Origin of the sequence: Lysobacter soli (assembly GCF_003382285.1) — a bacterium.
Lineage (GTDB): Bacteria > Pseudomonadota > Gammaproteobacteria > Xanthomonadales > Xanthomonadaceae > Lysobacter_J > Lysobacter_J soli.
On record NZ_QTJR01000009.1, the window covers coordinates 61,262 to 76,113 of the forward strand.

Here is a 14,852-nt window from a genome sequence, read left to right on the forward strand (position 1 = left end):
ACGGTACGCGGCCTAGAATCGATCCATTCCGCGCGTCCCCACGCCACCAGACCCATGCCGGAGCTGCAGATGGACCCGCTGCCGCCGTTCGCCACGCATCGCGTCGAGAACCAGCCGCCCGAGTTCGCCCCGCGCGATCTGTGGCAGGACGATGCCGCGCTGCGCGAAGCGGTGGTGCGCGAAGGAGGCGGCGATTTCGCCGAAACGCTGGCGACCTACGGCGCGCTTGCGGGCGACGAACTCTACCGGCTGAGCTTCGATGCGCATCGCGACCGTCCGCGCCTGCGAACACACGATCGCTTCGGGAACCGCATCGACCTGGTCGAGTTCCATCCGAATTACCACCGCATCATGCAGGCGGCGATCGAGCATGGCGTCGCCGGCCTATCGTGGACGCAGCCGCGACCGGGCGCGCACGTCGCGCGCGCGGCGCTCAGTTATCTGCACCACCAGGTGGAGCCCGGCACCAGTTGCCCACTGACGATGACGCACGCGGCGGTGCCCGTGCTGCGGCACGCACCCGATCTCGTCGGCCGGGAAGGCAAGGCGACCTCGCCGTTCTACGACCCGCGCGACATCGTCGGCGACCAGAAGCTCGGCATCACGATCGGCATGGGCATGACCGAGAAGCAGGGCGGCAGCGACGTGCGCGCGAACCGCACGGTCGCCACGGCGTTGTCGGGCGAAAACGAATATCGCCTCGTCGGTCACAAGTGGTTCTTTTCCGCGCCGATGTCCGACGCCTTCCTCGTGCTGGCGCAGGCCACCGGAGGCCTCACTTGTTTCCTGCTGCCGCGCTGGACGCCGGACGGTCAGAAGAACGCGTTCGCGCTGATGCGTTTGAAGGACAAGCTCGGCGACTGGTCGAACGCATCGTCCGAAGTGGAGTTCATGGACGCCTGGGCGTACCGCATCGGCGACGAAGGCCGCGGCGTGGCGACGATCATCGAGATGGTGATGCTCACCCGACTGGACTGCATGCTGGGCGCCGCCGCCGAGATGCGCATGGCGCTGGCGCAGGCCATGCATCACACGCACCATCGGATGACATTCGGCAAGCGACTGGCCGAGCACGCGCTGATGCGCAACGTGCTGGCGGATCTGGCCATCGAAGCCGAAGCGGCCATCGTGCTGGCGATGCGCGTGGCGCGCGCGGTCGATCGCGCACCGTACGACCCTCAGGAGGCCGCGTTCGCGCGCATCGCCACCGCCGTAGGGAAGTACTGGGTGTGCCGGCGTGCGCCGGGCTTCGTCAACGAAGCGCAGGAATGCCTGGGCGGAGCGGGTTACGTCGAGGAATCGCTGCTGCCACGTCTCTATCGGCAGGCGCCGTTGAACTCGATCTGGGAAGGCAGCGGCAACATCCAGTGCCTGGACGTGTTGCGTGCGTTGCAGCGCGAGCCCCACACCGGGCGCGCACTGCTCGCCGAACTGGAAGCGGCGCAGAACGTGGATCCCGACCTCGACACCGAGATCGCCGAGTTGCGTCCGGTGCTGGAAGGTCTGACGGTGCCGGACGAAGTCGAAGCGCGGCGTTGGGTCGAAGCGCTGGCGCTGGCGTTGCAGGCCAGCCTGCTGCTGCGAAACGACAGCCCGATGGCGGCGGCGTTCTGCAGCACGCGCATCGCCGGCGATCACGGCAATGCGTACGGGACGTTGCCGCGGGATTTCGAACTGGGGTCGTTGATCGGGCGGGGGTGGAACGGGTGAACGCCCACCTTGCGGTCATGGCGTGAGCAGCCGAGCTTCCGTCAATCCAGGAACTGCAACTTCGCAAGCTCCGCATACAGGCCGCCCTGCGCCAGCAGTTGCTCGTGCGTGCCTTCGGCGATGATGCGGCCGCGATCCATCACCACGATGCGATCGGCCTTGAGCACGGTAGCGAGGCGGTGGGCGATCACCAGCGTCGTGCGGCCTTCCATCAACGTTTCCAGCGCCTGCTGCACGGCGCGCTCGCTCTGTGCGTCCAGCGCGCTGGTGGCTTCGTCGAGCAGCAGGATCGGCGCGTCCTTGAGCAAGGCGCGCGCGATCGCGATGCGCTGCTGCTGGCCGCCGGACAGGCGCGCGCCGCGTTCGCCGAGTTCGGTGTCCAGTCGCTGCGGCAGTGCGGCGATGAAGTCCGCTGCGTGCGCGGCTTTCACGGCGTGCTCGATCTCGGCGTCGCTGGCTTCGAGGCGGCCGTAGCGGATGTTGTCGCGCGCGCTGGCGGCGAAGATCGTCGGCTGCTGCGGCACGAGCGCGATGGCCTGGCGCAATTCGGCCAGATCGAGTTGGCGAACGTCGGTGCCGTCCACGCGCACTGAACCGGACTGCGGATCGTGGAAGCGCAGCAGCATGGAGAACACCGTGCTCTTGCCGGCGCCCGACGGCCCGACGAGCGCGACCGTCTCGCCCGGGCGCACGCGCAGGTCGAACTCCTCCAGCGCCGGGGCGTCGGGGCGCAACGGGTAATGAAAGCTCACGCGGTCGAATGTCAGCTCGCCCCGCACCGGCTTCGGAAGCGTCACCGGGTTCGCAGGCGACTGCACCGCCGCGGTTTCGACCAGCAACTCGCTGATGCGCCCCATGCCGCCGGCGGCGCGCTGGAGTTCGTTCCAGACTTCCGCGAGCGCGCCGACCGAACCACCGCCGATCATGGCGTACAGCATGAATTGCCCGAGCGTGCCGGCGCTCATGCGATTGGCGACGACGTCGTGCGCGCCGGACCACAACACCAGCGTGATCGCGCCGAAGATCAATACGATGGCGATCGCCGTGACCCACGATTGCGCCTGGATGCGGCGCCGCGCCGTGGCGACGGCCTCCTTCAGCGCGGCACCGAAGCGATCGCGCTCGTAGGGCTCGCGCGCATGCGCCTGCACGGTGCGGATCGCGCCGAGGGTTTCGTTCGCGAGCGTGTTGGCGTCCGCCACGCGGTCCTGGCTGACGCGCGACATCTTCTTCAGGCGACGTCCGCCGATGACGATCGGCAACACGGCGAGCGGGATGCCGACCAGCGCGAACGCCGCCAGTCGCGGCGCGGTGACGAACAGCATCGCCAGGCTGCCGACCACCGTGACGGTGCTTCGCAGCGCCACCGACATGCTCGAACCCACGACGCTGCGCAGCAGTTCGGCGTCGGCGGTAAGGCGCGAGACCAGCTCGCCGCTGCGGTTGCGGTCGTGGAAGCCGGCATCTAACGCGATCAGGTGCGCGTAGAGGCGTTCGCGAAGGTCGGCGACCACGCGCTCGCCGAGCAGCGAGACGAAAAAGAAGCGCGCCGCGGTCGCCAGCGCCAGGGCGACCGCCACGGCGAACAGCAGCAGGAACGCTCGGTCAATCGCCGCGCCACCGCCTTGCGCGAAGCCCTGGTCGATCATCGTGCGCACCGCGACCGGCAGGCTGAGCGTCGCGGCGCTCGAAGCCGCCAGCGCGACGAGCCACGCGATGAACAACGTGCGATGTCGCTGCACGAACGGCCACAGCGTGCGCAGGCTGCCGATCGGGGCTTTGGCGGTGGAGACGTCGGTGGTCATCGATTGGCCAGTATGGGGCAGCAGCAGGAATGCAGGACGCGGAACGGACCGCGCGCGAGGGTCGGAAGTTTCCGCGTTGCGACTTCGGCGTGTACCGCCTCAGGCGTCGGAGAAACGCACCCGGTCACGGGTGGCGTCGCGCAGGCGGGCTTTCAAGGCGTCCACGCGATCGGCCGGCAGGCGCACATGCAGGCGCGTGCCGTCGGCGTCGAAGCGCTCGTCGAGTTTTTCCGCCTCGAATTGCGCGATTACCGCGTGCACCGGCCCGGTTTCGGCAAAGGGGTAGGCGAGGGCAAATTCGGCGAACACGACCAGTTCGCGGCGAGCCGCGACGCGCAGGCACTCGGCCGCGCTGCCGCCGTAGGCGCGCACCAGCCCGCCCGCGCCAAGCTTGATGCCGCCGAACCAGCGCGTCACCACCGCGACCACGCGGTCCAGGCCCTGGCCGTCGATCGCGGCGAGGATCGGCCGGCCGGCGGTGCCGGCAGGCTCGCCGTCATCGTTGAAGCGGTATTCGCTGCCGATGCGATAGGCCCAGCAGTTGTGCGTCGCGGCGGGGTCGCCGACGCGCGCGACGAACGCGAGCGCCTCGTCCGGGCTGTCGACCGGCGCGGCGTTCACGAGGAAACGGCTGTGCTTGACCTCGAGCAGGTGCGAGGTCGGGCCGGCCAGCGTGCTGCTCATCGCGTGGCGGCGGGCTGCGCGAGCGCGCGCAGGTCACGCGGCAGGCGCACGCGCGGATGCGCCTTGCGGAACAGCGCCATGCTCTCGCGCGCGCCGTCCGCATCGCCGGCATCGCGACGTTCGCGGATGCGCTCGAGCCATTGGGCGGCCTCGAGCTGCGCGTCTTCGGCGACCGGTGTCGCGGCGAGCAGGTCCGCCGGCGTGATGCGGGTGCCGGTGACTTCGATGCGGTCGAGCGTCGTGCCCGATGCGGCATCCGATCCGGCGTCGGCTGGAGCGGGCGCCGCCGCGGCGACGGGCGCGGCGGATCCGGTGTCGACCAGCGAGCGCTTGGCGGAAACCGCCTGCTCCTCGCTGCGCTGCTGACGGGCGCGGGCGAGCTCGAACGCCTCGGTCCTTTGCGCTTCCGAATACACCTGCATGGCGACCGGGGCGGCGGGCGCGGCAGCCGGCGCAGTGAACGGATCGGCCGCGCGAGCGTCGGCCGGGGCGTTGCGGTAGGCGATGGGCTCGTCCGGTCCGACGGTCGCGATGCGGGCAGCGGCGGCGACCGGAACGTCCTCCTGCATGGACGCCGGAGCGGCAGCCTGCGCCATTGGCGCTGCCTTGCGCTGCGCCGTCGTGGGTGCGTTGGCGATGGCGGGCGCGCTCGGGGCTTTCCGCGGCACGGGCGCGTCGGCAGTGGGCGGAGGCGGTGCCACGACCTTCTGCTCGCGCTTGATGATCTCCGCGCTGACGTAGGCGCCGTCGCCTTCTTCGCGCGCAGGGCGGGGCGCGGGATCGTTCGGTCGCAACTGCCACACGGTGCCGATCACCAGCACCAGCGCGGCCGCCATGCCGGTGCCGGTGATCAGGCTTCCGGGAATCGCGGTGAGGCCCAGCCAGCGACGACGACTCGGCTTCGGCACGGCCGCGGCATGCGCGGCGGCGAGGATCTTCGCGTCGAGCGCCGGCGACGGCCCGTCGTGCGGGCCCAGGCGCGCCAGGCGGTCGGCCAGCGCGCGTTCTTCCGGGCTCAGCGGTTCGTCGTCGAAGCGGCTCATTCGTTCAATCTCGCGCGCAGCTTGTCCATCGCATAGCGAAGCCGCGACTTGACGGTTTCCCGGCCGGCGCCGGTGATGGCGCCGATCTCCTCCAGGCTCAGTTCCTGCTCCAGCCGGAGCAGCACGACTTCGCGCTGCTCGTCGGGCAGTTCCTCGATCGCCAGCTGCAGGCGGCGGCGCTGTTCGAACTCCGACAACTCGCGTTCCGGGCTGCTCGGATCCGGGACGCGCGCGGCGCGTTCGTCGGCATCCTCGGGCGCGGCGGGTCGGTGCTTCAGCCCGCGCCAGTAATCGTTGAGGCGATTGTGGGCGATACGGAACAGCCAGGTCCTGAACGCGGCCTCGGGTTTCCAGCCCTGGCGGGCGGCGATGACGCGCTGCCAGACGTCCTGGAAGAACTCGTCCGCGAGCGCCGGATCCCGCAGCTGCCGCAGCAGGAACCGGTACAGCGAACCCCGATGGCGGGCGTAGAGCAGTTCGAACGACGCGGCGTCGCCAGCCGCCCAGGCCAGCATCAGCACGTCGTCGTCGGTATCCGCGCCCGCATTCATGCGCGGCAGGGTACGGGGTGTGCGCGCCGGCGGGAAGTCGCACAGCGCTGGGGCAGGGCCGGCAGCGGCCCGGATCGCGAGGTTCATATTCAGACGAACGGGTCGCAGTTCCGGAAGGGGTTGAGCACGCGGGCGAATTGCCGCGTTATCCTGCCCCGTCTGCCCAGGGGTTCTTCCGCTGTGTCCACTCGTCCCAGGCCCAAGGCCGTGAGAATCGTCGATGCCCGTCATGGGCGGGACGCGCTCGCGGACACCCTGCAGGAAGCCCTGCCGGCCGGGTCGGAAGTGGCCGTGCTGTGGCGCGACAGCTATGGCGGCGTGGCCGGTTCGGCGTCGCTGGGCGCCAGCTCCTCGCTGGCCCACCGGGCCGAATCGCTGCTGACGCGCGACCCGCTGACGATCCACTCCCAGCGCATCGAGGGAAGCTGGACGACGTCCGAAGGCGTACGCGTCGGCCTCGCCGCGCAGCTGCCGGCGGCAATCTCGTCCGAAACCCGCGAGATGTGGCTGGCGCTGGCGCGCGTGGTGATCGGCGCGCACCTGGTCGCCTTGCGCACCCTGGCGCGAGCCGAATCGCTGGAGAAGTCCGAACGCCTGCAGCAGGCGCTGTTCGAGATCGCAGACCTCGCCGGTTCGGACCTGGAACTGGCCGACATGCTGCGCCGGATCCACACCGTCGTCGCGGGCCTGATGTACGCCGCGAACCTGTACATCGTCCTGTACGACGACGTGCGCGATTCGATGCGTTTCCTGTATTTCGCCGACCAGCGCGATACCTATGTCGCCGAACCCGACCGCGACATCCCGGTCGACGAGATGCCCAACAGCGTGACCGTGGCGCTGCTGCGCCATGGCGAACCGTTGCAGGGTCCGTCGGCGGCGATCCGCGAACGCCTCGGCGTGCCGCGCGACATCCAGCACGGTCCCGACAGCGAGGACTGGCTCGGCGTGCCGATGCGCCGCGACGACCGCATCTGCGGCGCCATCGTCGTGCAGAGCTACGACCGGCCCGACGTCTACGGCGAAGAGGAGCGCGCGCTGCTCGCGTTCGTCGCGCAGCACATCCTCACCGCGCTGGACCGCTTTCACGCACGCGAGGAACTGGAACGCCGCGTCGAGGAACGCACGCAGGCGCTGCAGCTGAGCAACCGCGACCTGCAGGCCGAGATCATCGAGCGCCAGCGCGCCGAACGCCTGCAGCGCGCGCTGTTCCGCATCGCCGAACTGTCAATCACCTCCGAGACGCTGGAGCGCTTCTACACGCAGGTGCACGACGTCGTCAGCGACCTGCTGTACGCACGCAACTTCTACATCGCGCTGCTCACCGACGATGGCGAGCGGCTGGAATTCCCGTATTCGATCGACGAACGCGACGCCGTCCGCGAGATGCGCAAGCTGACCTCGGGCCTGACCGAGTACGTGATCGCGCGCGGCCGTCCGCTGCTGGCCGACCGCAAGCGCATCCAGGCGCTGGAATCGCAGGGGCTGGTGCGCAGCCGCGGCTCGCTCGCGCACTGCTGGCTGGGCGTGCCGCTGTTCCGCAACGAATCGGTGGTCGGCGTGATCACCGTGCAGAGCTATTCGCCGGCGATCAACTTCAGCGTGCGCGACCAGGAACTGCTGACGTTCGTCGCGCACCACATCTCGATCGGTCTTGCGCGCAAGCAGTCGCAGGACCGCCTGGTCGCCGCGCATGCCGAGCTCGAACAACGCGTCGAATCGCGCACGCGAGAACTCGCGCAGGCCAACGCGGAGCTGCTGTCGCAGATCGGCGAGCGCCTCCGCGTCGAGCAGCAGCTCACGCATCAGGCGACGCACGACGCGCTCACGGGTTTGCCCAATCGCAGCCAGTTGCTTGATCGCCTGTCACACGCCATTGCCCGCGCGCAGAGCGAGCCACAGCGCACGTTCGCCGTGCTGTTCCTCGACCTGGACCGCTTCAAGCTGGTCAACGATTCGGTGGGCCATTCGGCCGGCGACGAACTGCTGATCGAAACCGGCCGCCGCATCGTCGATGCGGTGCGCACCGGCGACACCGTCGCGCGCCTGGGCGGCGACGAGTACGCGATCCTGATCGAGGACATCGACGGCCCGCAGGTCGCCGAGGAACTCGCACAACGCGTGCTGCGCGCGCTCGGCGAACCGTGCTGGATCGCCGGCCGCGAGGTCTTCCCGTCGGCGAGCCTGGGCATCGCGCTGTGGCATCCGCGCTACCGCACCGGCGCCGAGCTCCTTCGCGACGCGGACGCGGCGATGTACCGCGCCAAGTCCTCCGGTCGCGATCGCTGCGCCGTGTTCGACGAGGCGATGCGCGAGGAGGCCGTGCGCATCCTCGACCTCGAAGCCGACCTGCGTCGCGCGATCAACGGCGACGGTTTCGTCGCGTTCTACCAGCCGATCGTGCGCCTGGACGACCAGCGCGTGATCGGCCACGAAGCGCTGCTGCGCTGGCGTCACGAACGCCGCGGTCTGCTCACGCCCAGCGAGTTCATCGGCGTGGGCGAGGACAGCGGGCTGATCGAGGAAGTCGACTGGATCCTGTATCGCCAGGTGATGGACGAACTGGCGCGCGGCGGCGAAGGCTACATCTCGGTCAACGTGTCGCCGCGGCACTTCCGTTCGTCGGACTTCGCCGATCGCCTGCTGCGCATGATCGACCAGGCCGGTGCCGATCCGCACCGCCTGCGCATCGAGATCACCGAAGTCGCGCTGCTGGACGACGTGCCGCGCGCGCTGCGCATGCTGCGCACGCTGCGCAGCCACGGCGTGCTCGCGCAGCTGGACGACTTCGGCACCGGCTTCTCGGCACTGTCGTACCTGCACCGTTTCCCGATCGAGTGCCTGAAGATCGACCAGAGTTTCGTCTCCGGCCTGGTTGGCGATACGCAGCCTGAAAGCGTGGCGGTCGTTCGCGCGATCCAGGCGCTGGCCGGCACGCTGGGCATCCACACCATCGGCGAAGGCGTGGAAAACGAAGCCCAGCGCGCGACCTTGCGCGAACTGGGCTGCACCTACGGCCAGGGCTATCTGTTCGGCTATCCGGCCGAACGCATGCGCGTGACGCCGCTGAAGCTCGTCGTTTCCGGCTGATCTCCAGCGGCGCCTGCGCGCCGTCTCCTATCGACGAATGCCGACGCGCTCGTCAGCACCGGCCTGTTGCCGCGCGGCGTCCATCAGCTGGATCAACTCCGCGCGCTCGCCGCGAGGATCGTCTCCGCGCGCGTTGCGTGCGGCGGAGATCATCGCGTCCCAGCCCCACCCATCCATGCGTTCGCCGCCGCGCAGCGCATCGGCGAATCCAGCCACCGCGCTCGCGAAACGCAGCGATTCGCCCGGCGTGCGCGTGAGTTGCGAAGCGAGGATCGGCGTTTCGATCAGCTTGCTCCTGTCCTGGCCCGGCAGCTTGTAGCGCAGGCGCAGGTGTGCAAGTTCGTTGCCGATCGCGAGGTCGGGCTTCGCGGCCTTCGCATCGCCGTAGCGCAGCGGCGCCACGCGCTGCGCGGACGAACCCGCCGGCGTGATCTCGTAAAGCGCCGTCACCTGATGGCCCGCGCCAATGTCGCCGGCGTCGACCTTGTCGTTGGCGAAGTCCTCGCGCTGCAGGATGCGGTTCTCGTACCCGATCAGGCGGTACTCGGCCACCTGCGCCGGGTTGAATTCGACCTGGATCTTCACGTCGCGCGCGATGTTCAGCAGTGTGCCGCCCATCTGCTGCACCAGCACCTTGCGCGCCTCGCGCACGCTGTCGATGTAGGCGTGGTTGCCGTCGCCGACGTCGGCCAGCCGTTCGGACAGCTCGTCGTTGTAATTGCCCGTGCCGAAGCCGAGCGTGGTCAGCGCGATGCCGCTCTTGCGTTGATCGGCGACCAGGGTTTCCAGCGCGTTCTGGTCGACCGTGCCGACGTTGAAATCGCCGTCGGTGGCGAGGATCACGCGGTTCGCCCCGCCCTGGATGAAGGCCTGCTTAGCCATCGCATACGCCAGCGCGATGCCTTCGCCGCCGTTGGTGCTTCCACCGGCGTCGAGGCGGTCGAGCGCGGCGAGGATTTCGCCGTGGCGGTCGCCCGGCGTGGGTGGCAGCACGAGGCCGGCACTGCCGGCGTAGACGACCATCGACACGCGATCCTGCGCGCGCAACTGCGGAACCAGCTGGCGCAGTGCCTGCTTCACCAGCGGCAGCTTGTCGGGTTCGCCCATCGACCCGGACGTGTCGATGAGGAAGACGAGGTTGGCCGGTGCCAGGTTCGCCTTCGGCACGTCATAGCCCTTGATGCCGATCATCAGCACTTGGCGCTGCGGATTCCACGGCGCGGTCGCGAGTTCGGTGGTGACGCGGAACGGGGTCTCGCGCGAGGTCGGCGCGGGATGGCCGTAATCGAAGTAGTTGATGAACTCCTCGGCGCGCACCGCATCGCTGGGCGGGCGCACGCCATCGTTCAACATGCGGCGCACGTTGGCGTAGCTGCCCGTGTCGACGTCGATGGAGAAGGTCGACACCGGCTGCTCGGCCGCGCGCTGGACGGGGTTGTCGGTGCGCTCGGCGTACTTTTCGGTGTTGGCCGGCTGCATCGGGGCCATGCGCATCAGCATCATCGGCGCCGGCGGCGGAGCGGGCGCGACCGCCGGCGCGTACGCCTCCTGCATCCGGCTGCCGGTGACTTCGATGCGATCGAGCGTGGCCGACGCCGCCGCCGCATCGGCGGAAGCAGCCTTCGCCTGCGCCCGGGCGGCGTTCTCCTGCTCGGCGCGCTGGCGTGCGGCCGCCTGTTCGGCGGGTTGGGACGTGCTGCGGCAGCCGCCGAGCGCGGCGACCACCGCGGCGCACAGCAGCGTGGAAACGAGGGCGGTGCGGTTCATCGGCGAACTCCATGGTTGGGTCGCCGTGGCAAACGCGCGTCCGCGCAAAACGGGGTTGAGGCGCGTCAGCCGACCGGGTCGCGGATCACCAGCAGCCGCTGTTCGGTCATGTCGTCCATCGCGTAGCGGACGCCTTCGCGGCCCAGCCCGGATTGCTTCACGCCGCCGTAGGGCATGTTGTCGACGCGGAAGCTCGGCACGTCGCCGACGATCACGCCACCGACCTCGAGCCGGTCCCACGCGCGCATCGCATGGTCCAGGCGCCCGGTGAACACGCCCGCCTGCAGGCCGAAGTCGCTGTCGTTCACCTTGTCGAGCGCCTGCTCGAAGTCGTCGAACGGTTCCATGATCGCGACCGGCGCGAAGGCTTCCTTGCGGTACAGGTCGGAATCGCGCGGTACGTTCTCCAGCAGCGTGGCCGGCACCATGTTGCCAGCGCGATCGCCACCGGCCAGCCGCTTCGCACCGCCCTTGCGCGCGGCGGCGATCCACGACTCGATCCGCTGTGCCGCCTTCTCGTCGATCATCGGCCCGATGAAGGTGGATTCCTCGCGCGGATCGCCCATTCGCAGCTTCGCCACCGCGGCCTTGAGCTTCTTGCGCAGCCGGTCGTACACCGCCGCGTGCGCATAGATGCGCTGCACGCTGATGCAGCTCTGGCCAGACTGGTAGTACGCGCCGAAGACCAGTCGTTCGACGACGTGGTCCAGCGATGCACCGGGTTCGTCATCGATGATGCACGCCGCGTTGCCGCCGAGTTCCAGCGTCACCTTCTTGCGGCCGGCGCGCGCCTTCAGGTCCCAGCCGACGAGGCCGCCGGTGAAGCTCAGCAGCGCGGGGCGTTCGTCCTCGACCAGCTGCGCGGCGTCGTCGTTGCTGCACGCCATGATCGAGAACGCGCCCTTCGGCAGATCGGTCTCGGCGAGGATCTCGCCGATGATCAGCGCACCGATCGGCGTCTTTTCCGAGGGTTTAAGCACGAACGGGCAGCCGGCGGCGATCGCCGGCGCTACCTTGTGCGCGACCAGGTTCAGCGGGAAGTTGAACGGCGTGATGAAGCCGCACAACCCGACCGGCACGCGCTTGACCATGCCGCGATAGCCGCGCGTGCGCGGCGAGATCTGCAACTCGACCACTTCGCCGCCCGGGCGCGTCGCCTCGCCGGCCGCGATGCGGAAGGTGTCGATCAGTCGCGTGACTTCGCCGCGCGCGTCGCGGATGGGTTTGCCGGCTTCGATGCACAGCGCCAGCGCGAGTTCGTCGAAGCGTTCGGTAAAGCGCTGCACGCAATGTTCGAGCACGTCGCGGCGCGCATCCGGCGGAAATGCCGCCACCGCCTCGCGCGCCTGGTAGCCGGCGACGATCGCCTTGCGCACCGCCGCGCCGTCAGCCAGTGCCACCCGAGTGGCGCGCTTGCCGCTGTATTTGTCGAGGACGTCGAGATCGGTGTTGGCCGCGACCGGACGGTTGGCGAGGTAGTAGGGATAGCTGGATTTCAGCCCCTTGCCGGCGCGCTTGTTCTTGTCCTTGGGCATGGTCTGCTCCCGGAAAACGGCAAGGGTAGGGCAGCCTGCGTTAGCGCGCGATCAGTTGTCGCGCAGGACCCGGACGATCAGGTGTCGCCGTCGTGCGCTTCCACGCGCACCGCGAGTTCGCCGTCGGACAGCCGCGCGGACAGGCGGTCGCCCGGTGCCGCATCGAGCACGCTGCGCACGATGCGGCCGTCTTCGTGGCGGAGGATCGAATACCCGCGCGCGACCGTGGCCAGCGGGCTCACCGCTTCCAGCGATCGCGCCAGCCCGCGCAGGTGCAGGGCTTCCTTCGACAGCCGGCGCACGATGGCCGATTGCGGGCGCTGCGCGACGGCGACGAGGCGCTCGCGCAGCCGCGTGATTCGGCGTTGCGGATGCGCCGCGCGCAGCACGGCGTCGGCATGGCGAAGGTGCGCACGTTCGCGTTCGAGGCGGCGCTTCCACGCAGCGTCGAGGCGGCGCAGCGCATCGGCCTGGCGACGGCAGAGCATGTCCAGCCGCGCGCGCGGACGCAGCGCGTTAAGCCGCAGCGCAGCGCGATCGGCACGCTGCATCGCCTGACGCAGGCGCTGCAGTTGCAAATTGCGCAGACGCGCGTCGAGCACGCGCACACGGTGCAGCAGATCCTCGCGATTGGGCACCAGCAGCTCGGCGGCGACCGACGGCGTCGGCGCGCGCACGTCGGCGGCGAAATCGCTGAGGCTGAAGTCGGTTTCGTGGCCGACGGCCGATACCACGGGCACGGGCGAAGCGGCGATCGTGCGCGCCAGGCGCTCGTCGTTGAACGCCCACAGATCTTCCAGCGAACCGCCGCCGCGAGCGAGCACGATCACGTCGTAGCGCTGCGCCGCCACGGCCTTCTGCAGCATCGCCACGATCTGCGCCGCCGCGCCTTCGCCCTGCACGGGCACGGGCAGCACATCGGCTTCGACGAGCGGGAAGCGCCGCGACAGCACGCTCAACACGTCCCGCACGGCCGCGCCGGTGGGCGAGGTGATCACCGCCACGCGGCGCGCGAAACGTGGGAGCGGACGCTTGCGTTCTGCATCGAACAGGCCTTCGGCGGCGAGCTTGGCCTTGAGTTCGTCGAACGCGCGGCGCAGCGCGCCTTCGCCGGCTTCTTCCAGATGGTCGAACACCATCTGGTACTCGCCGCGCGCTTCGTACAGCGTGAGCCGGCCGCGACCGAGCACGCGCAGGCCCTCGCGCGGCGTGAAGCGCAGCCAGCTGCTCTTGGGTCGGAACATCGCGCAACGCACCTGCGCGCGCGCGTCCTTGATCGTGAAGTACAGGTGTCCGGACGACGGGCGCGAGACGTTGCCCAGCTCGCCCTCGACCCAGATCGACGGGAAGGCCCCCTCCAGCAGGTCGCGCGCCAGCGTGTTCAGCTGGCTGGGCGTCAGCACCGTGTCGGGGCGGGTGTCGTCGGGGAAGTCGCGCATGGCGGGGGCGTGGCGATGGCCGGCCACGGTACCGCAGGTGGGGTCCCGGGTCACGTGATCGCACGCGTGAAGACGGACGGTCGCGGCGCCCGCGTGGCCTACAATATGCAGATGAATTCGCATGCCCAGGCGCCCTGTGCGCACCCCGGTTTCGGACCCCTGCCGCGCCGATTGACGACCGCGGTCCGCATCGGCGGCGTCGACGTCGGCGGCGGCCATCCGGTCGTCGTCCAGTCGATGACCAATACCGACACGGCCGATGTCGCCTCCACCACCAGGCAGGTCGCCGAGCTCTGGCGCGCGGGCTCGGAAATGGTCCGCGTCACCGTCAACACGCTGGACGCCGCGGCCGCCGTGCCGCGCATCGTCGACAAGCTGGCGATGATGGGCGTGAACGTGCCGATCATCGGCGACTTCCACTACAACGGGCACCAGTTGCTCACCGCCGAACCGGCGTGCGCCGAGGCCTTGGCGAAGTACCGCATCAACCCGGGCAACGTCGGCTTCGGCAAGAAGAAGGACAGCCAGTTCGCGACGCTGATCGAACTGGCGATCCGCTACGGCAAGCCGGTTCGCATCGGCGCAAACTGGGGCTCGCTCGACCAGGCGCTCGCCGCGCAGCTGATGGACGAGAACCACGCGCTGCCCGAACCGCGCGAAGCGGCCGAAGTGCTGCGAGAGGCGCTCATCCGCTCGGCGCTGGATTCGGCCGTGCGTGCCGAGGAACTGGGCCTGCCGGCGGACCGCATCGTGCTCAGCGCGAAGGTCAGCGGCGTGCAGGAGCTGATCGCCGTCTATCGCGAACTCGCGCGCCGCGGCAAGTACGCGCTGCACCTGGGACTGACCGAGGCCGGCATCGGCAGCAAGGGCATCGTCGCGTCCAGCGCGGCGCTGGGCGTGCTGCTGCAGGAAGGCATCGGCGACACGATCCGCATCTCGCTCACGCCGGAGCCGGGGCAGTCGCGCACCAACGAAGTCATCGTCGCGCAGGAATTGCTGCAGACGATGGGCCTGCGCGCATTTACGCCGATGGTCACCGCGTGCCCGGGCTGCGGCCGCACCACCAGCACCTTCTTCCAGGAACTGGCCAAGACCGTGCAGGAACACGTACGCGCGAAGATGCCGGAATGGAAGATCAGCCATCCTGGCGCAGAGAACCTCACGCTCGCGGTGATGGGCTGCGTCGTCAACGGCCCGGGCGAATCGCGCCACGCGAACATCGGCATTT

Annotated in this window: 10 protein-coding genes; 3 read left to right on the plus strand and 7 right to left on the minus strand. The window is 69.5% G+C overall.

What is annotated here, in order from left to right:
* Positions 1-69 precede the first annotated feature (69 nt).
* The gene (locus DX912_RS13200) at positions 70-1,710 is read left to right on the plus strand and encodes an acyl-CoA dehydrogenase family protein (protein ID WP_115843019.1); all 1,641 of its coding nucleotides are present in this window, start codon (positions 70-72) and stop codon (positions 1,708-1,710) included.
* A 41-nt stretch (positions 1,711-1,751) separates the two neighbouring features.
* Here the strand turns inward: DX912_RS13200 and DX912_RS13205 are convergent, their stop codons facing one another.
* The 4 genes from DX912_RS13205 to DX912_RS13220 form a co-directional block, all read right to left on the minus strand.
* On the minus strand, positions 1,752-3,515 hold the full coding sequence (locus DX912_RS13205) for an ABC transporter transmembrane domain-containing protein (RefSeq protein WP_115842993.1): 1,764 nt from the start codon (positions 3,513-3,515) through the stop codon (positions 1,752-1,754).
* Positions 3,516-3,614: 99 nt separating this feature from the next.
* Entirely contained in the window at positions 3,615-4,199 is a 585-nt protein-coding gene (locus DX912_RS13210) for an IMPACT family protein (protein WP_115842995.1), read from the minus strand.
* Positions 4,196-5,242: a hypothetical protein gene (locus DX912_RS13215; protein ID WP_115842997.1), complete on the minus strand. Its 1,047-nt coding sequence runs from the start codon at positions 5,240-5,242 to the stop codon at positions 4,196-4,198. Before DX912_RS13215 ends, DX912_RS13210 begins: the two co-directional genes overlap by 4 nt.
* Positions 5,239-5,793: an RNA polymerase sigma factor gene (locus DX912_RS13220; RefSeq protein ID WP_115842999.1), complete on the minus strand. Its 555-nt coding sequence runs from the start codon at positions 5,791-5,793 to the stop codon at positions 5,239-5,241. Before DX912_RS13220 ends, DX912_RS13215 begins: the two co-directional genes overlap by 4 nt.
* A gap of 207 nt (positions 5,794-6,000) precedes the next feature.
* On the opposite strand from DX912_RS13220, the gene DX912_RS13225 reads away from it, so the two are divergent.
* Positions 6,001-8,883: a sensor domain-containing phosphodiesterase gene (locus DX912_RS13225; protein WP_232338423.1), complete on the plus strand. Its 2,883-nt coding sequence runs from the start codon at positions 6,001-6,003 to the stop codon at positions 8,881-8,883.
* A gap of 27 nt (positions 8,884-8,910) precedes the next feature.
* Here the strand turns inward: DX912_RS13225 and DX912_RS13230 are convergent, their stop codons facing one another.
* From DX912_RS13230 to xseA, 3 genes are all read right to left on the minus strand, one after another.
* Positions 8,911-10,650, minus strand: a complete 1,740-nt coding sequence (locus DX912_RS13230; RefSeq protein ID WP_115843001.1) for a vWA domain-containing protein — start codon at positions 10,648-10,650, stop codon at positions 8,911-8,913.
* 65 nt (positions 10,651-10,715) lie between these two features.
* The gene (locus tag DX912_RS13235; protein WP_115843003.1) at positions 10,716-12,185 is read right to left on the minus strand and encodes an aldehyde dehydrogenase family protein; all 1,470 of its coding nucleotides are present in this window, start codon (positions 12,183-12,185) and stop codon (positions 10,716-10,718) included.
* A gap of 77 nt (positions 12,186-12,262) precedes the next feature.
* On the minus strand, positions 12,263-13,624 hold the full coding sequence (xseA, locus tag DX912_RS13240) for an exodeoxyribonuclease VII large subunit (protein ID WP_115843005.1): 1,362 nt from the start codon (positions 13,622-13,624) through the stop codon (positions 12,263-12,265).
* 111 nt (positions 13,625-13,735) lie between these two features.
* On the opposite strand from xseA, the gene ispG reads away from it, so the two are divergent.
* The coding region (gene ispG / locus DX912_RS13245; RefSeq protein WP_115843023.1) for a flavodoxin-dependent (E)-4-hydroxy-3-methylbut-2-enyl-diphosphate synthase at positions 13,736-14,852 on the plus strand (1,117 nt) is incomplete at its 3' end.

Excerpts from the sequence above, each read along its gene's own strand:
- DX912_RS13200 (WP_115843019.1), top strand. The coding sequence starts at position 70 with ATGGACCCGCTGCCGCCGTTCGCCACGCATCGCGTCGAGAACCAGCCG.
- DX912_RS13205 (WP_115842993.1), bottom strand. The coding sequence starts at position 3,515 with ATGACCACCGACGTCTCCACCGCCAAAGCCCCGATCGGCAGCCTGCGC.
- DX912_RS13210 (WP_115842995.1), bottom strand. The coding sequence starts at position 4,199 with ATGAGCAGCACGCTGGCCGGCCCGACCTCGCACCTGCTCGAGGTCAAG.
- DX912_RS13215 (WP_115842997.1), bottom strand. The coding sequence starts at position 5,242 with ATGAGCCGCTTCGACGACGAACCGCTGAGCCCGGAAGAACGCGCGCTG.
- DX912_RS13220 (WP_115842999.1), bottom strand. The coding sequence starts at position 5,793 with ATGAATGCGGGCGCGGATACCGACGACGACGTGCTGATGCTGGCCTGG.
- DX912_RS13230 (WP_115843001.1), bottom strand. The coding sequence starts at position 10,650 with ATGAACCGCACCGCCCTCGTTTCCACGCTGCTGTGCGCCGCGGTGGTC.
- DX912_RS13235 (WP_115843003.1), bottom strand. The coding sequence starts at position 12,185 with ATGCCCAAGGACAAGAACAAGCGCGCCGGCAAGGGGCTGAAATCCAGC.
- xseA (WP_115843005.1), bottom strand. The coding sequence starts at position 13,624 with ATGCGCGACTTCCCCGACGACACCCGCCCCGACACGGTGCTGACGCCC.